This is a genomic window from Clostridium sp. SHJSY1 (assembly GCF_031626875.1).
Lineage (GTDB): Bacteria > Bacillota > Clostridia > Clostridiales > Clostridiaceae > Clostridium.
In genome coordinates this window covers 15,157-35,598 of the sequence record NZ_JANDMF010000055.1, presented here as the reverse complement: position 1 = coordinate 35,598, position 20,442 = coordinate 15,157, and the positions used below count along the sequence as shown (strand labels likewise).

The 20,442-nt window shown below is 28.7% G+C and carries 20 protein-coding genes; 12 read left to right on the top strand and 8 right to left on the bottom strand.

The features are described from left to right. Positions 1-494: 494 nt before the first annotated feature. From gyrA to dnaA, 7 genes are all read right to left on the bottom strand, one after another. Complete coding sequence (gene gyrA / locus NNC19_RS19875) at positions 495-2,981, bottom strand: DNA gyrase subunit A (protein WP_310940438.1); 2,487 nt, start codon at positions 2,979-2,981, stop codon at positions 495-497. Positions 2,982-3,002: 21 nt separating this feature from the next. Beyond that, the gene (gyrB, locus tag NNC19_RS19870; protein ID WP_396136462.1) at positions 3,003-4,913 is read right to left on the bottom strand and encodes a DNA topoisomerase (ATP-hydrolyzing) subunit B; all 1,911 of its coding nucleotides are present in this window, start codon (positions 4,911-4,913) and stop codon (positions 3,003-3,005) included. Positions 4,914-4,968: 55 nt separating this feature from the next. Further along, entirely contained in the window at positions 4,969-5,229 is a 261-nt protein-coding gene (gene remB, locus NNC19_RS19865; protein WP_310940437.1) for an extracellular matrix regulator RemB, read from the bottom strand. Between the two features lie 14 nt (positions 5,230-5,243). Further along, on the bottom strand, positions 5,244-6,329 hold the full coding sequence (recF, locus tag NNC19_RS19860) for a DNA replication/repair protein RecF (protein WP_310940436.1): 1,086 nt from the start codon (positions 6,327-6,329) through the stop codon (positions 5,244-5,246). A gap of 69 nt (positions 6,330-6,398) precedes the next feature. After that, complete coding sequence (locus NNC19_RS19855; RefSeq protein ID WP_310940435.1) at positions 6,399-6,605, bottom strand: RNA-binding S4 domain-containing protein; 207 nt, start codon at positions 6,603-6,605, stop codon at positions 6,399-6,401. Between the two features lie 39 nt (positions 6,606-6,644). Continuing rightward, positions 6,645-7,745: a DNA polymerase III subunit beta gene (gene dnaN, locus NNC19_RS19850; RefSeq protein ID WP_310940434.1), complete on the bottom strand. Its 1,101-nt coding sequence runs from the start codon at positions 7,743-7,745 to the stop codon at positions 6,645-6,647. 259 nt (positions 7,746-8,004) lie between these two features. Then, positions 8,005-9,354 carry a chromosomal replication initiator protein DnaA gene (gene dnaA / locus NNC19_RS19845; RefSeq protein WP_310940433.1) on the bottom strand — a complete coding sequence of 450 codons (1,350 nt, stop codon included), beginning with the start codon at positions 9,352-9,354 and terminating at the stop codon, positions 8,005-8,007. 527 nt (positions 9,355-9,881) lie between these two features. Here dnaA and rpmH point away from each other — a divergent pair. The 12 genes from rpmH to NNC19_RS19785 all read left to right on the top strand — a co-directional run bounded on the left by rpmH (position 9,882) and on the right by NNC19_RS19785 (position 19,761). Continuing rightward, positions 9,882-10,016, top strand: a complete 135-nt coding sequence (gene rpmH / locus NNC19_RS19840; RefSeq protein ID WP_143318190.1) for a 50S ribosomal protein L34 — start codon at positions 9,882-9,884, stop codon at positions 10,014-10,016. Positions 10,017-10,077: 61 nt separating this feature from the next. Beyond that, positions 10,078-10,455, top strand: a complete 378-nt coding sequence (gene rnpA, locus NNC19_RS19835; protein WP_310940432.1) for a ribonuclease P protein component — start codon at positions 10,078-10,080, stop codon at positions 10,453-10,455. Beyond that, complete coding sequence (yidD, locus tag NNC19_RS19830) at positions 10,427-10,636, top strand: membrane protein insertion efficiency factor YidD (protein WP_310940431.1); 210 nt, start codon at positions 10,427-10,429, stop codon at positions 10,634-10,636. The genes rnpA and yidD overlap by 29 nt, the downstream gene beginning before the upstream one ends. A gap of 27 nt (positions 10,637-10,663) precedes the next feature. After that, a complete protein-coding gene (yidC, locus tag NNC19_RS19825) occupies positions 10,664-11,443 on the top strand; it encodes a membrane protein insertase YidC (protein ID WP_310940430.1) in 780 nt (259 codons plus the stop codon). Positions 11,444-11,483: 40 nt separating this feature from the next. After that, positions 11,484-12,110: an RNA-binding cell elongation regulator Jag/EloR gene (gene jag / locus NNC19_RS19820; protein ID WP_310940429.1), complete on the top strand. Its 627-nt coding sequence runs from the start codon at positions 11,484-11,486 to the stop codon at positions 12,108-12,110. 408 nt (positions 12,111-12,518) lie between these two features. Continuing rightward, the gene (gene mnmE, locus NNC19_RS19815; protein ID WP_310940428.1) at positions 12,519-13,898 is read left to right on the top strand and encodes a tRNA uridine-5-carboxymethylaminomethyl(34) synthesis GTPase MnmE; all 1,380 of its coding nucleotides are present in this window, start codon (positions 12,519-12,521) and stop codon (positions 13,896-13,898) included. An 8-nt stretch (positions 13,899-13,906) separates the two neighbouring features. Further along, positions 13,907-15,790 carry a tRNA uridine-5-carboxymethylaminomethyl(34) synthesis enzyme MnmG gene (gene mnmG / locus NNC19_RS19810; RefSeq protein WP_310940427.1) on the top strand — a complete coding sequence of 628 codons (1,884 nt, stop codon included), beginning with the start codon at positions 13,907-13,909 and terminating at the stop codon, positions 15,788-15,790. Between the two features lie 21 nt (positions 15,791-15,811). After that, entirely contained in the window at positions 15,812-16,531 is a 720-nt protein-coding gene (gene rsmG / locus NNC19_RS19805) for a 16S rRNA (guanine(527)-N(7))-methyltransferase RsmG (RefSeq protein ID WP_310940426.1), read from the top strand. Positions 16,532-16,654: 123 nt separating this feature from the next. After that, the gene (noc, locus tag NNC19_RS19800; protein WP_310940425.1) at positions 16,655-17,437 is read left to right on the top strand and encodes a nucleoid occlusion protein; all 783 of its coding nucleotides are present in this window, start codon (positions 16,655-16,657) and stop codon (positions 17,435-17,437) included. A 138-nt stretch (positions 17,438-17,575) separates the two neighbouring features. Next, on the top strand, positions 17,576-18,343 hold the full coding sequence (locus NNC19_RS19795; RefSeq protein ID WP_310940424.1) for a ParA family protein: 768 nt from the start codon (positions 17,576-17,578) through the stop codon (positions 18,341-18,343). Positions 18,344-18,352: 9 nt separating this feature from the next. Then, positions 18,353-19,213, top strand: a complete 861-nt coding sequence (locus NNC19_RS19790) for a ParB/RepB/Spo0J family partition protein (protein ID WP_310940423.1) — start codon at positions 18,353-18,355, stop codon at positions 19,211-19,213. 41 nt (positions 19,214-19,254) lie between these two features. Further along, positions 19,255-19,761 (top strand): DUF4446 family protein, encoded by a 507-nt coding sequence (locus NNC19_RS19785; protein WP_310940422.1) that lies wholly within the window; start codon positions 19,255-19,257, stop codon positions 19,759-19,761. Positions 19,762-19,804: 43 nt separating this feature from the next. Here the strand turns inward: NNC19_RS19785 and yyaC are convergent, their stop codons facing one another. Then, entirely contained in the window at positions 19,805-20,407 is a 603-nt protein-coding gene (gene yyaC / locus NNC19_RS19780; protein ID WP_310940421.1) for a spore protease YyaC, read from the bottom strand. Positions 20,408-20,442 lie beyond the last annotated feature (35 nt).

Sequence of the window (20,442 nt, the reverse complement as noted above, 5' to 3'; positions counted from 1 at the left end):
TCAAAAAACTTACTCTAAAAGAATTGCTGGTTTTTAACTTATATAATCTGTTCAATTTTCAAAGACCAATTTGTTTGTCGCCCTCAAGCGACTTTCTTATCTTATCACTTATTTCAACACATGTCAACAAGTTTTTTAATTTTTTTCAAATTTGCTTTAACTTGTTTTTTTATGTTGCCTTAGCGACGAATCTTATCTTATCATAGACAATTTAGTAATATATTTATCTTTTCTTCATTTTTACAATTCTCCTTTTTATATCTCACTTTTTCTATGATTTTCTACTGATTTTATATAATGATACGCGTGGAACTGGTTTCCTTATCTTTAGCTAGATTTTATATATTTTAAAATTACTTATAATATTTTGTCTTATTGTCATGTAATAAACTTTATTGGAATTTTATACTTAACTACACCAAAAACTTTAAAAAGTATGTATTATATATGAAAAAAGAGACTATAGATGTTTCATTAACATCTATAGTCTCTTTTTAATTGTCATTATCTAGTTCATTTACATCTACAATTTCATTGATTCCTTCATCTGATACATCTTCACCATTACCTGAAATCTTAGTTATCGCTACAACTTTTTCATCTTCACTAGTTCTCATCAACCTAACACCCATGGTTGACCTACTAGTTACTGATATGTCTTTAACATTAATTCTTATTGCAACCCCACTAGTATTTATAAGCATAAGTTCATCATCTTCTTTACACATTGTTGCTCCAACTACTTTTCCTGTCTTCTCACTAATTTTATAAGTAATTAATCCAACTCCACCTCTATTTTGAACTTTATACTCACTGATAGGAGTTCTCTTACCAAATCCATTTTCACTTATAACTAATAATTCTTCTTCATCTACAGCTATATCCATACATACAGCTATGTCATCACCTTTTAAATTTATTGCCTTAACTCCTGATGCAGTTCTTCCCATTGCTCTAACATCAGCCTCATTAAACTTAACTGCATATCCATTTTGAGTAACCATAACAATTTTAGCATCACCACGAGTAATCTTAACTTTAAGCAATTCATCACCATCTCTTAGGAAAATTGCTATCAATCCATTTTTACGTAAATTTTTAAAATCTTCTAATGGTGTTTTCTTTACTATGCCTTGTTTAGTTCCCATGAACAAGAATCCTTCTTTATTATTATCTCTAACAGCTAATGCAGCCTCTATTCTTTCATTAGGTTCTATAGCTATAAGGTTTATTATATTAGTTCCCTTAGCTGATCTACCTGCCTCTGGGATTTCATAAGCTCTTAACTTATATACCCTCCCCCTATTAGTAAAGAATAGTATATCTGAATGAGTTGAAGTAATTATAACTTGTTCTACAAAATCATCTTCTTTTGTAGTCATAGCTTGAATTCCTTTTCCACCTCTTCTTTGTGCAGAATAAGTGTCTGCAGAAATTCTCTTTATATAACCATTGTTAGTTAAGGTTATAACCACTTCCTCTTCTTGAATTAAGTCTTCAATATCTATTTCATTAACTACTTTTTCAATTTTAGATCTTCTTTCATCATTATATTTAGCCTTAATTTCTAATAATTCATCTTTTATTACTCCAAGTAATTTTTCTTCACTTCCAAGTATTGAATTTAAATATTCAATTTGTTTCATAAGTTCTTCATACTCAGCATCAATTTTGTCTCTTTCTAAACCAGTTAATCTTCTAAGTCTCATTTCTAATATAGCAGTTGCTTGTTTATCAGATAGAGAGAATCTCTCCATTAATGTGTTTTTTGCTAATTCTGATGTACTAGAACTCCTAATAATATTAATTACTTCATCAATATTATCTAATGCAATTTTTAATCCTTCAAGTATATGTGCTCTAGCTTCTGCCTTATTTAATTCAAATATTGTTCTTCTTGTTATAACTTCCTTTTGAAATGTAATATAATGACTTAAAACTTGCTTAAGATTTAAAACCTGTGGTGCATTATCAACAAGTGCAAGCATAATTACACCAAAAGTATCTTGCATCTTAGTATGTTTATATAAAAGATTTAGAGTGACATTAGGATTAGCATCTCTCTTTAATTCTATAACAATTCTCATACCATCTCTATCTGACTCATCTCTTAAATCTGATATGCCTACTATCTTCTTATCCTTAACAAGATCAGCTATACTTTCTATTAACTTAGCCTTATTAACTTGATATGGAATTTCAGTTACTATAATTTTATGTCTTGAATTTTCCTCTTCAATTTCAGCCTTTGCTCTAACAACTACTTTTCCCCTACCAGTTTCGTAAGCAGCTCTTATACCTGCTTTACCCATTATAGTTGCTCCAGTTGGAAAATCAGGTCCCTTAATTACAGACATAAGTTCTAGAACTGAAGTTTCTGGATCGTCTATTAACATTACTGTTCCATCTATAATTTCACCTAAATTATGTGGTGGAATATTTGTTGCCATACCAACTGCTATCCCTGAAGATCCATTTACTAAAAGATTAGGAAATCTTGAAGGTAATACTGATGGTTCCTCTTCTTCTCCATCAAAGTTAGGTACAAAATCAACAGTATTTTTATTAATATCTCTTAACATTTCAATTGCTATCTTATTCATTTTAGCTTCTGTATATCTCATTGCTGCAGCACTATCTCCATCTACAGAACCAAAATTACCATGACCATCTACTAACATATATCTCATTGAGAAATCTTGTGCCAATCTAACTAAAGCATCATAAACAGAAGAATCACCATGTGGATGATACTTACCTAAAACATCTCCAACTATTCTTGCACACTTTCTATACCCCTTATCAGGATATAAGCCCAATTCTTGTAGTGAATATAGTATTCTTCTGTGTACTGGTTTCAAACCATCTCTTACATCTGGCAATGCACGCCCAACTATAACACTCATAGCATAATCTATATAACATCTCTTCATTTCCTGATTAATATCTACAGGTATGACTTTTCCTTCATTAAAATTCATGTACTTCACCTCGTATTAGTACTAAATATCTAAGTTACTTACTTTCTTAGCATTTTGTTGTATAAACTCTCTTCTAGGCTCTACTTTGTCTCCCATAAGTATAGTAAATATTTCATCTGCTGCCATAGCATCTTCTACAGTAGCTTTTAATAATATTCTCTTTTCTGGATCCATTGTAGTATCCCATAATTGTTCAGCATTCATTTCTCCAAGTCCTTTGTATCTTTGAATACTAGTTGAACTGTCTTTTCCTCCAAATTCATCAAGTAATGTTTCTAATTCTTGATCTGAATATGCATAAGCTTCTTTCTTACTTTTACTCACTTTATATAGTGGAGGTTGTGCAATATATACATGCCCACCTTCTATTAAATCTCTCATATATCTATAGAAAAATGTTAATAATAAAGTTCTTATATGAGCTCCATCAACATCGGCATCTGTCATAATTATTATTCTATTATATCTTATTTTTTCAATATCAAAATCTGATCCAATTCCAGCGCCAAATGCTGTAATCATAGACCTTATAGTATCTGCATTTAATATTCTATCTAATCTTTGTTTTTCAACATTTAATATTTTACCTCTTAATGGTAAAATAGCTTGGAATTTTCTGTTTCTTCCTTGCTTAGCTGATCCACCTGCCGAATCTCCTTCGACTATATATATTTCACATTCTCTAGGGTCTTTAGATGAGCAATCAGCAAGTTTTCCTGGTAGAGCTGAACGTTCTAATACAGACTTTCTAGTTAATTCTCTTGCTTTTCTAGCTGCATCCCTAGCTCTAGCTGCCATTAATGCTTTATCTATAATTATTTTACCAATCGCTGGATTTTCTTCTAGGAATATTCCTACACTTTCTCCAACTATTGAATCAACAATTCCTCTAACTTCACTATTTCCTAATTTTGTTTTTGTCTGTCCTTCAAATTGAGGTTCTCCTATTTTAACAGATATTACAGCTGTTAATCCTTCTCTTATATCATCTCCAGACAAGTTCTTGTCGTTTTCTTTTAAATGACCAAATTTTTTGGCATAATCATTCAAAACTCTAGTAAGTGCTGTTTTGAATCCTACTAGATGGGTTCCCCCTTCAATTGTATCTATATTATTTGCAAAAGAAAATATATTTTCATTGTATCCATCATTATATTGGAGTGATACCTCTACAGAAATTCCATCTTTAAGCCCCTCAACATAAATAGGATCTTTGTGTAATGCTTCTTTATTTCTATTTAAGTAAGTAACAAAAGATTTTATTCCACCTTCATAATGAAATACTTCAGTTTTATTATCTCTATTATCTATTAAAGTGATATTTATTCCTTTATTTAAGAAAGCTAATTCTCTTAATCTTTGTGAAAGAATATCAAAATCATATACTATTTCATCAAATATATCATCATCTGGCTTAAAGTATACTATAGTTCCTGTCTCTTCCGTATCTCCAACTACATTTAAATCACTAAGAACCTTACCACATGAATATTCTTGTTGCCAAAGATGCCCTTCTCTTTTTACTGTTACTATACACTTCTTTGATAGTGCATTAACTACAGATGCACCAACTCCATGTAAACCACCAGAAACCTTATAGCCGCCTCCACCAAACTTACCTCCAGCATGCAATATTGTCATAATAACTTCAACTGTTGGCTTTTGCATTTTAGGATGCATTCCTACTGGCATACCTCTTCCATCGTCTTCAACTTGTATTGAATTATCCTCATTAATAGCTACTTTAATATTTCTACAATATCCTGCCAAAGCTTCATCTATACTATTATCAACAATTTCATAAACTAGGTGATGTAATCCCCTGGAACTAGTGCTTCCAATATACATACCTGGTCTTTTTCTAACTGCCTCTAATCCCTCTAAAACCTGTATCTGACTTTCATCATAATTTTGTTTATTTTGTTCCAACATAGATTCCTCCTAAAAAATTATCAATAATTAAACAAAAAAAGTTTAATTATTGCGCTTACGGGTTATAATCCATATACGTTCTTTTACTTAATGTAGCTGATGATATTTGTGATAAATATATCTTACTTTTTTTATTTACTTCTGCTACAACATAAGATTTTGGTGTTTCATCTGTTATCCTTTCTACAAATCCATCTTCTTCTGCCATTCTTAAAAATTGATTTGTATCTGAACCATACATTGTAGTTTCTAAATCAAAAATTCCTATAATATCTTTAATAGGAACAGTAACATTTTCTCCTAAATGCAAAAACATGAATCATTCCTCCTCTAAACAGATATTTTTCCATCATTTACTACAAATACTTTAGAGTTTGAATCTAAATACTCATTTATATCTGATATACCAGTGCAAGTAATAATTGTTTGGATATCTTTAATAGTACTTAAAACATATCTCTTTCTATTAAAATCTAACTCTGACAAAACATCATCTAATAATAAAACTGGATATTCTCCATTAACTTCTTTTATTATATTTAATGATGAAAACTTCATTGTTAAAACTGCAGTCCTTTGTTGGCCTTGTGATCCAAAGCTTTTTGTATCTACATTATTGATAAATACTAAAAAATCATCTCTATGTGGTCCTATTGTAGAAATTCCTTTTTCAATATCTTTTTTCCTACTTTTCTTTAACTGTTCATAAAATTCACTTTTTATATTATCAAAATTTTTAATAGATGTTTGATATTTAAATTTTATCTCCTCTTTACCTAAAGTAATCTCATTATGAATATTTTTACTATACTTGTTTAACTTATTTATATAATTTATCCTTTCTCTAATTATGTATTCTCCATAATTTATTAGTTGTTCATCATATACATCAATCATTTCTTCACTTGAATTTCTACTCTTCAGTACAATATTTCTTTCATTTATGACTTTGTTATACTGAACAAGATTATAATAATAAGTCTTATTTAATTGACACAGTTCCATATCCATAAATCTTCTTCTTATACCAGGCGACTCTTTTATAATCTTTAAATCTTCTGGAGAAAACATAACAACATTAAATGTTCCAAAAAGTTCACCAATTTTGTTAATCTTTATGGAATTTACTGATATGGCTTTTTTACCATCTTTTAATATGCCAATATCTATTCTTTTATCTAATCTATCCTTACCTACGCTTAAGCTAATAAATGCCCTGTCAGAACTCCAATTAATTAATTCCTTATCTCTTGAAGTTCTATGAGATTTAGCAAATCCACAATAATAGATTGATTCCAAAATATTTGTTTTTCCTTGGGCATTATCTCCTATAAAAACATTGACATTACTACCAAATTCAATATTTAGCTCTTTGTAATTCCTATAATTCATTAACATTAATTTTTTAATAAACATAAATATACACCCATATAATTATATCATAATAGACAAATAAACACCCACATTTATAAAATTATCTTAATCTTAAACAATTTTATAACTTTCACCATCAAAAGATACAATGTCATTTATCCTTAGTTTTTTTCCTCGTTGAGTACATACTTCACCATTAACTTTTATTAATTCATCAGTTATGTACATTTTAGCCTCTGTTCCCATAGATGCTATTCCACACCATTTTAAAAAAGCATCTAATTTTATGAATTCTGTATTAATTTTTATTTCCTTCAATTCAATTTTGCATAAACACTGTATATTTATGCACTCCTCCTATCTAATTAATCTTACAGGCAACACTAGATATTTATATGAATCAGTTTCTTTACCCTTTATAATACATGGGGTTACACTAGATGTCATTTCCATAACAACATTTTCATCTTCCATATTCTTAAGAACATCTAAAAGATATCTTGAGTTAAATGCAATTTGAACGCCTTCTCCTTGCAGATTTATTCCAACTTCTTCTCTTACCTTTCCCAATTGAGAATTAGATGTTATAACTAAGGTATCTTCTTGAAATTCTAATTTTATCAAATTGCTATTTCCTTCTTTAGCCATTAGTGATGCTCTTTCAATTCCATTTTGAAATTGTTGTTTATTTACTTCAACTAATAATTTATGTTCTTGTGGTAATAAAGAATTATAACTTACATATTTTCCATCAAGTAATCGTGATATTATTTTTGTTTGTTCTAAGTTAAACAATATATGATTATTAGTGAATGTTATGTTTACTATAGAATCTATATCCTCTAATATTTTTGATACTTCATTTAAAGTTTTCCCAGGAATGACAATTTCTATATCAAAGTCACTATCTAAATATTCAGTTTTTAGTGCTAATCTATAACCATCTAAAGCAACTAAATTTAATTTTCTATTTTTTAGTTCGAATAATATTCCTTGTAAAATTGGTCTTGTTTCATCTTGAGCTATAGCAAATGCTGTACTTTTAATCATGTTTTTTAATATATTTTGTGGTACTTGAATTTGTTTTTCCTCATCAATATTAGGTAGTGATGGAAATTCTTCATAATTCATATATACTACATTAAAAACTGATTTTTGGCATGATATTTGTACTGTATCATTTTCAATAATTTCAATTCTTACATCTGAATTGGGAAGTTTTCTTATGATTTCACCAAATATCTTAGAATCTATAACTACAGTTCCTTCTTCTATAACATCAGCTTCTACTTTTGTTTCAATAGCTACATCCATATCAGATCCTATTAATGTTAATCCTTCTTTACTAGCATTTATATAAATACCTTCTAATATTGGCATTGTTGACTTTCCTGTAATTGCTTTTTGAGTAATTAATATTCCTTCTTGTAATTTTTGTTTTTCACATAAAAATATCATGTAATAACCTCCTAATTTATTAACAGTTTAAAATATCTATAAATAGAATAGATATATATAATATTTAGTAATAGTAGTAGTAGGGGATGTGGATTTGTTGATAAGTACTTATAGATAAGTAATAGCAACAAAATATTATAAAAAAATAGTGTGGATAAGTAAGTAACAAAATGCATACCTTATCCACAGTATTAACTAGAAAAACTTTTTTAAGAAGTTATCCACAGGTTTGTATAATGTTATTATACACAGATGTGGATTAGTTTTGGGTTAATTTTTTGGTTATATCTTCAATTGTCTTCTGTAAGTTTTCATCACCATTGAGATTATCTGAAATTTTCTCATAGGCATGTATTACAGTAGTATGATCCCTTCCACCAAATTCTTCACCTATTTTAGGTAGAGACATATCTGTTAGTTTTCTACTTAAATACATTGCTATTTGTCTTGGATAAGCTACATTTCTAGTTCGTCTTTGAGATTTCAATTCCTCAACTCTTAAGTTAAAATAGCTGGCAACAATATCTTGTATTAAACTAATTGTTATATTTTTTCCTTGTTTTTTAGAAATTATATCTTTTAATGCTTCAGTAGCTAAATCAACAGTTATTTCTCTATTAGTTAGAGATGAATATGCTACTATTCTTATAAGTGCACCTTCAAGTTCTCTTATATTAGATTTTATTTTAGTAGCAATATAAACCATAACTTCATTTTCAACATTTAAATTTTCAACATCAGCTTTCTTTTTTAATATTGCCATTCTAGTTTCAAAGTCTGGGATTTGAATATCTGCTATTAACCCCCATTCAAATCTTGATCTAAGTCTATCTTCTAATGTAGGAATTTCTTTTGGTGGTCTATCTGATGATAGAATTATTTGTTTATTTGCATCATGTAATTCATTAAATGTATGGAAAAATTCTTCTTGAGTTCTTTCTTTTCCAGCAATAAATTGAATATCGTCAATTAAAAGGATATCCACATTTCTATATTTATTTCTAAATTCTTCATTTTTATCATCTTTTATAGAATTAATTAATTCATTTGTAAACTTTTCAGATGAAACGTAAACAACCTTGGCATTTGGGTTGTTTTGTAATATGTAATGACCTATGGCATGCATTAAGTGTGTTTTGCCAAGTCCAACTCCCCCATATATAAATAATGGATTATATGCTTTAGCTGGAGCTTCTGCTACAGCTAAAGATGCAGCATGTGCAAATCTATTACTATTTCCTATAACAAAAGAATCAAATGTATATTTAGGATTTAATGTTGTAGACATCTCATCATTAACTATTATGGATTTAGATTCTTTCTTAGGTTGTTCTTTTATAGTTTCCTCAGGGTTTAAATCTGATGCAATTAAAAATTCAATTTTGTATAGTTTTGAACATATGGCTTTTATAGAGTTTGCAACTAAATCTTTATATCTTTTTTCAAGAATATCTTGAGTAAATGAATTGGGAACACTAATTTTTATAGTATTTGAAGATATAGAAATTGGTTCACAACTCTTTATCCAAGTATTGAAGCTTACTTCGCTCATTTCGCTTTTTATAATATCTAGGGTTTTTCGCCATAGTTCCTTTAGATCAGTTTCCATGTGGTATCCTCCAAAAATATTTTTAGCTTAAATAAACATAAATTTTAAATATCAACAGACTAAGTAACAGTATATGTTGATAACTTAATTTATGTTTATAATGTTAACTAAAATTAGTAACATGTTGATAAACTTACTGAGTAATAAATGGTATAATAAGTTATCAACAGGTGATAGAATTATTTTATTAACAGCTTAAAAACTGCATAAAAAGGACTAAAAATAGTCAAAATAAAAAAAGATTTCATAAATAATATTAAAAATAAACAAGTTATACACAGTATTGTCCACAGGTGTGGATAACTTTTATTTTTTCACAAGTTATTCACAATCTATTTATAATAATATCATATACGAATGATAGTATTCAATAAGTTATCCACAAAAAAACTATTAATATAATAAATTATCAACAAGTAACAACATTCTTGACACATTTAGGGTATATATATATAATTAATTAGTAAATGAAAATGATAAATATAGTTATTGCTATAAATATTTGAGTCGAAGGGGGTGCAGTGATAATGTTCATGACATACCAACCTAAAAAGAGACAAAGAAAAAAAGAACATGGTTTTAGAAAGAGAATGAAGACTCAATCAGGAAGAAATGTTCTTAAGAGAAGAAGACAAAAAGGTAGAAAAAAATTAACAGCATAAGGGCCGCAATTTGTGGCCTTTTTTCTGCAAATGCAGGAAAAAAAGGAGTATAGAAATACCTATGGTTTACAGATTGAAAAAAAACAATGAATTTCGTATTGTATATAGGAAGGGAAAATCATTTTCTAATGATCTTTTAGTTCTATATATACTTAAAAATAGAAGAAACAGAGATAAGCAAGAAAACCAATATAATAGATTAGGAATTTCTGTTAGTAAAAAAGTAGGAAATAGTGTAGTTCGAAGTAGAAGCAAAAGATTGATAACTGAAAGCTATAGATTAAAACTAATGAATCTTAAACAAGGATATGATCTTGTATTTGTTGCTAGAACTAAAATAAAGGATAAGGATTATCATCAAGTGGATAAGGCTGTTAACAATTTGATAAAGAAGGCAGGCTTACATAGTAATGAAGAAGGTAATGATAGGACTAATTAAATTTTATAGGAAAAGAATATCACCAATGAGTGCACCAAGATGCAAATACATTCCAACATGTTCACAATATGCTATTGATGCTATTGAGAAGCATGGAGCAATTAAAGGTGGATGTATGGCGTGTTGGCGTATTTTAAGATGTAATCCTTTCAGTAAAGGTGGCTTCGATCCTGTTAAATAAATTATAGTAAATAGGAGGAGAATAAATATGATGACTTTATTTGCTCCAATAACAAATGTCTTTAAAGAAGTATTTTTATGGCTTCATGATTTTGTTGTTGGTTTAGGGGTAACGGGTGGTTTGTCATATGTATTGGCAATTACAATATTGACAATTGTAATTAGAGGCTGTTTATTGCCGTTTAATATAAAATCTGCTAATTCAATGAGAGGGATGCAGGAAATACAACCTGAGGTTAAAAAACTTCAGGAAAAGTATAAAGGTGATCCACAAAGAGCAAATGCAGAATTGATGAAATTATATAAAGAGAGAAATGTTAGTATGACTGGTGGTTGTGTCCCTGCATTATTACCACTTCCAATACTTATGGCTCTTTACTATGCATTTTATAATATTGACATAAATGAATCTTTTTTATGGATTAATAGTTTAGGTGCACCAGATCAGCTTCATATTTTGCCAATATTTGCAGCGTTATCAACATACTTACCATCATATTTGATGGGTAAAGCAACTCCAAACAATGGAGAAGGTGCTATGAATATGGGACCAATGAATATTGGTATGTCATTAATGATGGGATTTATGGCTTGGAATTTTAAATCAATATTAGTTATATATTGGGTTTTAGGTGGAGTGATTCAATTAGCTACTACGTATTTCATTAATTACAAACCAGCTATGGCTAAGAAAAATGAAGTAATGGAAGTTGAAGCCGAAAAAGAAGCTACTAGGGCTCCTAAATTTGTTATGCCTGATTATGATGAGACTAACAAGTCAAGTAAAAAGAAGAAAAAGAAGAAGTAAGTATCAGTGTTTCAGTATTTTAGAGGTGGGTGAATGTTATATGAAATCAATTGATGTTATTGGAAAAACCGTTGAAGAAGCTTTAAGTAAGGCTTTGGACCAATTAAAGGTAACAAATGATAAGGTTGAAGTTGACATAATTGATGAAGGTTCTAAAGGGTTATTTAACTTAATAGGAGCAAAGCCAGCTAAGATTAAGGTTACTTTAAAGGCAGATTATAAAGATGATGCAAAAAACTTTTTAATTAAGGTTCTAAAGTGTATGAATGTAAATGCTGAAGTTGTTATTAGAGAAGAAGAAGATACTATTAATATAAATATTGTAGGAGAGAAGATGGGGTCTGTCATTGGATATAGGGGAGAGACTTTAGATTCTCTGCAATACTTAGTATCTTTAGTTGTTAATAAAAATCATGAGCAAACATATAAGAGAGTTATTTTAGATGCTGAAAATTATAGAAAAAAGCGTGAAGAAACATTAAAAAGAGTAGCTGAAAAAACTGCATATAAAGTGAGAAAAAGCAAAAGGCCATTTAAGCTTGAACCTATGAATCCATATGAGAGAAGAGTTATTCACTCAGCACTTCAAAATTATGCTGACATAAAAACATTTAGTGAAGGGGAAGAACCTTTTAGAAGGATTGTAGTAGACATTAAGAGAAATTAATACAAAGCTATCTCAAGATAGAATTAATAGTTCTATTTTGGATGGCTTACTTTTTTGAAGAAATTTTATTTATAAATATTTAGATAAAAGATAATAGTTTTTTTATAAAGCTATCTTCTCCTCGCATTTTATCAGCATATTCTTCAGAATATAACCATATATATGGTCAAGAATATTACCATATATATGGTGAAGGAATTAATTATTGCAAATTTCAACTTAACTTATAGGAATAAAGATTTATTTTTTAGGTTTCAAATATTGAGTATATAAGGATAATATTATAAATATATTTAAAAGTTTTATATATCGTATTTCTTTGACTTATGTATTATTGTTTTGTAAAATGTATAGTAGTTTAATAGGAGTACAATAATTAAGATAAATACTTCTAAGGAGGATAAACTAATGAAAGAGTTTGATACTATCTGTGGTATTGCTACGCCAATTGGTGAAGGTGGTATCTCAATAATAAGAATATCTGGAAACAAAGCTTTAGATATAACAAGTAAAATTTTTAAAGGTATAGGAGATTTTTCAGTTAAAAATATGAAAAGTTATACTATGCATTATGGTTATATTTATGAAATTAATTCTGAAAATAGAATAGATGAAGTTATTATTAGCTATATGAAAGGGCCTAAGAGTTTCACAGCTGAAGATGTAGTTGAAGTAAATTGTCATGGAGGAGTTATATCAACTAATAAAGTGTTAGAAGAAATAATAAAGGCTGGTTGTAGAATTGCAGAGCCAGGTGAATTTACAAAAAGGGCATTTTTAAATGGAAGAATAGATTTAACTCAAGCAGAAGCTGTAATAGATATAATAAGAGCTAAAACTGACTTGTCAATGAAATCAGCTTTAATTCAGAGTTCAGGGCATCTTTCCCGGGAAATAAATAGGCTTAGAGAATATATGTTAAATACACTAGCTTTGATTGAGTATTCAATAGATTTTACTGAAGATGATGAGGAAGTTGATGAAAGTATTCCAATTAGGATATTAGAGCAAATTGATAAAGCTATAGCAGAGATGAATTTGTTAATTAAGAGTGCAGATGAAGGTAGAATTATAAGGGATGGATTAAGTTTGGCTATTATAGGAAAACCAAATGTAGGAAAATCATCATTATTAAATACATTACTTAAAGAAAAAAGAGCAATTGTTACGGATATACCAGGAACTACGAGAGATGTAATTGAAGAATTTATAAATTTAGATGGAATTCCTGTGAAGATTATTGATACTGCTGGAATTAGAGAAACTGAAGATATTGTTGAGAAGATAGGTGTAGAGAGATCTAAGAAAAAAATTGATGAAGCAGATTTAATAATTTTAGTTCTTGATTCATCAAGAAAGTTAGATCAAGAAGATGAAGAGATAATTCGATATGTTAATGATAAGAAGTATGTAGTTCTTTTGAATAAGGTGGATTTAGATTCACAAATAGCTGATGAAGAGTTAAAAGGATTAAGTGAAATAGTCAAAATTTCGGCTATGTCAGGATATGGAATTGATGATTTAAAGAATAGGATAAAAGATATGTTCTTTAGTGGAGAGGTTGACACTGAAAGTCTTATAATTTCCAACAATAGGCATAAACAGGCGTTATATAGAGCTTTAGAAAATTGCAATTTAGCTAAAGAAAAAGTTAAGCTGAATGAATATTTAGATTTGATTTCTATATATGTAACTTCAGCAATGAAATCATTAGGAGAAATTACTGGAGATGAGCTTGAAGAAGATTTAATAAATAAGATATTTAGTGAATTTTGTGTAGGAAAGTAGGTGGAATAGTGAATTATAATGGAGGAGAATTTGATATCATAGTTGTTGGAGCAGGTCATGCAGGGTGTGAGGCTTCTTTAGCAGCTGCAAGAATGGGGTTTAGTACTTTAGTATGTACTATAAACTTAGATTCTATAGGAATGATGCCTTGTAATCCCAATATAGGGGGAACTGCTAAAGGCCATTTAGTAAGGGAGATTGATGCACTAGGTGGAGAAATGGGTATTAATATTGATAATACATTTATTCAGTCAAGAATGTTGAATACATCAAAAGGTCCAGCAGTACATTCTTTAAGAGCGCAAGCTGATAAAATGAAATATCAACATAGAATGAAGAGAGTTTTGGAAGAGCAAGAAAATCTTCAAATTAAGCAAATTGAAGTTACTAAATTATTAGTAGAGAATAAAAAGATATGTGGTGTGGTAACAAAAAACGGAGCTACATATAAATGTAAAGCTGTAATTTTAGCAACTGGTACATATTTAAGAGGAAAAATAATTATAGGAGAGATAAGTTATAGTGGAGGCCCAAATGGATTATTTCCAGCTAATGACCTTTCACAATCCTTATTAGATTTAAATATAAATTTAAGAAGATTTAAGACAGGTACACCAGCTAGAATTAATAAACGTTCAGTTGATTTTTCGAAGATGATTGAACAAGGTGGGGATGAAAATATAGTTCCATTTTCATTTATGAGTGAGGACATAACTAGGGATCAAGTTTCTTGTTATCTTACTTATACAAGTGAAGAAACTCATAATATTATACGAGAAAATATAGGAAGGTCTCCAATATATAATGGATCTATAAAAGGTATTGGACCAAGGTATTGTCCATCTATAGAAGATAAAGTAATGAGATTTCCAGATAAAACTCAGCATCAAATATTTATTGAACCAGAGGGAGAAGATACATTAGAGATGTATGTGGGGGGGATGAGTTCCTCTCTTCCAGAAGAGGTTCAAATTAAAATGCTTAGAACTTTACCTGGACTTGAAAATGTAGAAATGATGAGAACAGCATATGCTATTGAGTATGATTCAATAGATCCAACTCAATTAAATCCAACATTAGAGTTTAAGAATATTCAAGGGCTTTATGGAGCAGGTCAGTTAAATGGAAGTTCAGGATATGAAGAGGCTGGAGCTCAAGGACTAGTGGCAGGAATAAATGCAGCATTAAAAATAAAGGGCAAAGAACCATTAATTTTAACACGTTCAGATGCATATATTGGTGTTTTGATTGATGATTTAGTAACTAAGGGGACAAATGAACCATATAGAATGATGACTTCTAGAGCTGAATATAGACTTCTTTTAAGACAAGATAATGCTGATTTTAGGTTAACAGAAATTGGGCATAATGTTGGGTTAGTTAGTGAAGAAAGATACTCAAAGTATATAGATAGAAAAAAGAATATTGAGGAAGAAATAGAAAGAATAAAAAATCTTCAAATCACAAATAAAAAAGAAGTAAATGAATTTTTAGCAACACTAGGTTCTGCACAATTAAGAAAACCAACAAGTTTATATGAACTAATTAAGAGAACAGAATTAGATTATTTTTCTTTAGAGCCATTAGATATAGACAGAGAGAAGTTTGGTAAAGATGTAGGGGAACAAGTGAATATTATTGCAAAATATGAAGGCTATATAGCAAGTCAATTAGAACAAGTTGGACAATTTAAAAAGTTTGAAAAGAAGTTAATTCCAAGTGATATTAATTATTCACATGTTAATGGATTAAGAACTGAAGCTATTCAAAAGTTGAGTAGTATAGAGCCGATAAGTATTGGGCAAGCATCAAGAATTTCAGGTGTTTCTCCTGCAGATATTTCTGTACTGTTGATTTATTTAGAACATAGATATGGAAAGAATAAGGATTAGTTTAAGCTCAGGAGGTTAATTATGAGTTTTTATGAATTAATGAAAAAAGCAGCTAATGATGTTAATATGTCATTAAGTGAAGAGCAATATAAAAAGTTTATTAAATATATGCATCTTGTTCAAGAATGGAATACAAAAATTAATCTTACTGCGATAACTGAAGATGAAGAATTTATAAAGAAGCATTTTATTGATTGTATTAAGGCTTTTAAATGTGAAAAACTTAAAGAAGCTAAAACATTAATTGATGTAGGTACAGGAGCTGGATTTCCTGGGATTCCAATAGCAATTATGAAAGACAATATTCATGTTACATTATTAGATTCGCTTAATAAAAGAATTAATTTTTTAAATTTAGTAGTTAGTGAATTAAATTTGAAAAATGTTAAAACTATTCATTCTAGAGCAGAAGATGGTGCAAGAGTTAAAGAATTGAGAGAAAATTTTGAGGTGGCTACTTCGAGAGCTGTGGCAAATATGACAGTATTATCGGAATTTTGTCTTCCTTATGTAAAGGTTGATGGTTATTTCATAGCATTAAAAGGTCCTGCTATTGAAGATGAATTAAAAGAGTGTAAAAATGCACTTGGAGTATTAGGTGGAAAACTTCAAAATGTAATAGAATTAGAAATAGAAGATACTGATTTAAAGCATAATATTGTTGTTGTAAATAAAGTAAAAGAATGTCCTACATCCTATCCAAGGAAAGCTGGAATTATAACAAAAAAACCATTAAAATAGTTTATTATAAAGGTATAAATAGAAATGTTGCTGAAAAAGCAAATGTAAAAAGAAGGAAAAAAGTAAATATTATAGAATTTATACATAGATGAATATGTAAAGGATAAGGGTGGTTTGGGTAATATGAGTAATGAAATAATTATGGTAAAGATTGATGATATAATTCCTAATATGTATCAGCCACGAAAATATTTTAAAGAAGAAGCATTAATGGAACTTTCACAATCAATTAAAGAACATGGAATAATACAACCTTTAACTGTTAGAAAAAGAGGAGAAATTTTTGAGCTTGTTGCTGGAGAAAGACGTTGGAGAGCATCCAGATTAGCAGGATTATTTGAAGTACCTTGTGCAGTAGTTGATATTTCAGATACAAAATCAGCACAAATTGCTTTATTAGAAAATCTTCAAAGGGAAGATCTAAATTTTGTTGAAGAAGCAGAAGCATATTATAATTTAATTCAAGATCATAATTTTACTCAAGAAGAAATAGCTACAAAAATGGGAAAAAAGCAATCAACAATAGCTAATAAATTAAGATTGTTAAAATTATCTTCAAAAGTTAGAAGTTTATGTTTAGAAAATGAACTTACAGAAAGACATGCAAGAGCATTGTTAAGTGTACCAGATGAGGAACTTCAATTAAAGATAGTTGAAGTGGTTATAAGTAAAGGATTAAATGTAAAAAAAACAGAAGAACTTATAAATAAAGAATTATTAAAACTTGCAGGTAAACAATTAAACGGAAAAGGGAAAGAGAAAGTTAAATCTGTTTTTCCAGCAAAACTATACGTTAACACAATAAAACAAGTATTTGATAAGTTTAATATACCTGCTGCATATAAATTTGATGAAAAAGATGAATACATACAAATAACAGTGAATATTCCCAAAAATAAAAAATAAATTTTATTCAGTAGTATTATATTTATTAGAAGTATATAATACTACTTTTTTTTCTAAAATTTCTTTTAATATTATACATTTATATATATAATATTAATATGGAGAGGGGGTGTAGCTCTAATATTTAGAGCTCTATATATGAAGGTAGTTTGTATATTTAACCAAAAAGGTGGCGTTGGAAAAACAACCACTAATATTAATTTATGTTCCTATTTAGCGATGGAAGGGTATAAGGTTTTAACTTTAGATATAGATCCCCAAGGAAATACTACTAGTGGGCTAGGATTAGACAAGAAAAATCTAGAGTTATCTATGTATGATGTATTAACTTCAGATATAAAACTTAGAGATGTTGTTATAAAGAGTGATTTAATTCAGAATTTATCAATAGCACCATCAACTATGGAGTTGGCAGGTGCAGAAGTTGAAATGATAGGAAGAGAGAATAGAGAGCAAATTCTTATTAACAAGATAAATGAAGTTGGTTCTGAGTATGACTTTGTATTTATAGATTGTCCTCCTTCACTAGGTGTTTTGACCATTAATGCACTAACATGTTGTAATTCAGTTCTTATTCCAATACAATGTGAATTCTATGCATTAGAAGGGGTAAGTCAACTGGTTAATACAATACAATTAGTAAAGAAATCATTGAATAAGGATTTGGAAATTGAAGGGGTCTTAATGACAATGTATGATTATCGTACTAATTTAAGTAATGAGGTGTATAAGGAAGTAGAAAAATATTTTAATGAATTGATGTTTAAGAACACTATTCCAAGAAATATTAGATTAGCTGAATCTCCAAGTTTTGGACTTCCTATTATGCTATATGATGAGAAATGCAAAGGGGCTGAAGCTTATCTAAACTTTACAAAAGAATTTTTAGAAAGGCAGAATTTATAGGTGGGTTTTATGAGTAAAAAATTTGCTTTGGGAAAGGGGCTTGGAGCACTTATTCCAGATGATGTTCAAAATGAAGAGTCATCAAATAGTTTATTAATTTCATTAAATAAAATTAAAAGCAATAGTGATCAACCAAGAAAAACATTTGATAATGATAAAATTGTTGAATTAGCTGAGTCTATTAAGCACCATGGTATAATTCAACCATTGATATTGAAACAACAAGGTAAGGATTACATAATAGTAGCTGGAGAAAGAAGATGGCGTGCTGCTAAAATTTTAGGCTTAAAAGAAGTTCCTGCAATAGTAATGGATTTAACAGATAAACAGGTATTAGAAATATCTCTAATTGAAAATATTCAACGTCAAGATTTAAATCCAATTGAAGAAGCTTTAGCATATAAAAAGTTATTAAATGATTTTAATATTACACAAGAAGAATTAAGTAAGAGAATTGGCAAATCGAGAACAGCAATAACCAATAATATGAGACTAATCAACTTAGATAGTAGAGTTCAACAATATATTATAGAAGGTGTCATTTCAGAAGGTCATGGAAGGACTTTATTGGGAATATTAGATGGTGATTTACAATATGAAATGGCTCAAAAGGTTATTGATGAGAATCTTTCTGTTAGAGAATTAGAAAAATTAGTTAAGAATTTTTTAAATGGTATTAATGCAAAAGAAAAAGATAATAGTAGTAATAAAAATGAATTAAATCCATATTATAAAGATGTGAGGGATAAACTACAAGATTATTTTGGAACAAAGGTTAATTTAAGTAGCAAAAATAATAAAGGTAAAATTGAAATAGAATATTATTCTGAAGAAGATCTTCAGAGGATATTAGATATAATTAATGTATAAATGTTTCACGTGAAACATTTTATGAAAGGATGAAAATCGTTTTGGAAAGTATTATAAGTAATTTTAATGATTATGTTCCATATGTCATAGTAGGAATGTCAGTAATTATACTACTATTATTTATATTGGTGATAGTTTTATTGAAAGCAGTGAATAGATTAGAAAATAGATATAGAAAGTTAATGAGAGGAACTTCTAATAAAAACTTAGAAGAACTATTAATTAATGAATTAGAGAGCATTGAGAAAGCAAATAAAAACTCAAAGGAAGCATTAGATAGATGTGATAGTATGAGAGAAAAAATAAAAGATTGTGTGCAAAAAGTTGCAATAATGAGATATAAAGCTTTTGAAGATGTTGGAAGTGATTTAAGTTTTTCAGTAGCTATTTTGGATGGAAATAATGATGGAGTAATGCTAACAGGGATTTATGGAAGACAGGAAAGTACTACTTATGCTAAACCTATTGATAAAGGAATATCAAGATATGATCTTTCAGAAGAAGAAGTATATGTATTAAATGAAGCAAATAATAAAAGAAAAAAATAAAAGAGATGGATTTAATCCATCTCTTTTGCTTTTCCTTTTTATATTATATATTAGGAAAAGTAATGATTTCTTGGACATCTTGTGCTGATGAGTTATTATTACCTGATGATTTTAAAATAAAGTGATATATTCCAGAAGACACACAATCAGCTAAAGTCATTACTGTATATAATTTTGTGTTTTGTAAAACCATAAATTCAAAACTACCAGATATATTAACAATACCAGTTATGCTCATATCACCAATTGGTGGAAGATTTTTATTAACAGCTAATCCAGGATGTAATGGAACTTTATCAATAAATATTTTTCCTATATTCTGAAAACTTCCTAAGCAAGCATCAATTGCAATTATAAAAGGATTTTCAAAATTTTCATATATCCTATTAATAATAATTTCTATGTTTTTAGAGTGAATTGGATTTGCTAGGTTACCATAAATATAGAAGTTTTTTTTCTTAAGATATCTCAATTTATAACCAATTAAAGGTCCTAATGAATCACCAGTTGATCTATCAGTTCCTATGCATAAGAAAATTATGTTTCTATTAGATTTTATAATAGGTTTAAGTTCATTATATAAATAATCTCTGATTTTAATAAATGAATCAGGTTCAGTAGAATCAACATTAAAACATGTACTCATAATACAACCTCCTCTATTGAAAATTATTTCCACTA

Excerpts from the sequence above, each read along its gene's own strand:
- remB (WP_310940437.1), bottom strand. The coding sequence starts at position 5,229 with ATGTTTTTGCATTTAGGAGAAAATGTTACTGTTCCTATTAAAGATATT.
- NNC19_RS19790 (WP_310940423.1), top strand. The coding sequence starts at position 18,353 with ATGAGTAAAAAATTTGCTTTGGGAAAGGGGCTTGGAGCACTTATTCCA.
- NNC19_RS19795 (WP_310940424.1), top strand. The coding sequence starts at position 17,576 with ATGAAGGTAGTTTGTATATTTAACCAAAAAGGTGGCGTTGGAAAAACA.
- rnpA (WP_310940432.1), top strand. The coding sequence starts at position 10,078 with ATGGTTTACAGATTGAAAAAAAACAATGAATTTCGTATTGTATATAGG.
- rpmH (WP_143318190.1), top strand. The coding sequence starts at position 9,882 with ATGTTCATGACATACCAACCTAAAAAGAGACAAAGAAAAAAAGAACAT.
- recF (WP_310940436.1), bottom strand. The coding sequence starts at position 6,329 with ATGTTTATTAAAAAATTAATGTTAATGAATTATAGGAATTACAAAGAG.
- yidD (WP_310940431.1), top strand. The coding sequence starts at position 10,427 with ATGAAGAAGGTAATGATAGGACTAATTAAATTTTATAGGAAAAGAATA.
- gyrB (WP_396136462.1), bottom strand. The coding sequence starts at position 4,913 with ATGTTGGAACAAAATAAACAAAATTATGATGAAAGTCAGATACAGGTT.
- dnaN (WP_310940434.1), bottom strand. The coding sequence starts at position 7,745 with ATGATATTTTTATGTGAAAAACAAAAATTACAAGAAGGAATATTAATT.
- rsmG (WP_310940426.1), top strand. The coding sequence starts at position 15,812 with ATGAGTTTTTATGAATTAATGAAAAAAGCAGCTAATGATGTTAATATG.
- jag (WP_310940429.1), top strand. The coding sequence starts at position 11,484 with ATGAAATCAATTGATGTTATTGGAAAAACCGTTGAAGAAGCTTTAAGT.
- mnmE (WP_310940428.1), top strand. The coding sequence starts at position 12,519 with ATGAAAGAGTTTGATACTATCTGTGGTATTGCTACGCCAATTGGTGAA.
- dnaA (WP_310940433.1), bottom strand. The coding sequence starts at position 9,354 with ATGGAAACTGATCTAAAGGAACTATGGCGAAAAACCCTAGATATTATA.
- noc (WP_310940425.1), top strand. The coding sequence starts at position 16,655 with ATGAGTAATGAAATAATTATGGTAAAGATTGATGATATAATTCCTAAT.
- gyrA (WP_310940438.1), bottom strand. The coding sequence starts at position 2,981 with ATGAATTTTAATGAAGGAAAAGTCATACCTGTAGATATTAATCAGGAA.
- yyaC (WP_310940421.1), bottom strand. The coding sequence starts at position 20,407 with ATGAGTACATGTTTTAATGTTGATTCTACTGAACCTGATTCATTTATT.
- yidC (WP_310940430.1), top strand. The coding sequence starts at position 10,664 with ATGATGACTTTATTTGCTCCAATAACAAATGTCTTTAAAGAAGTATTT.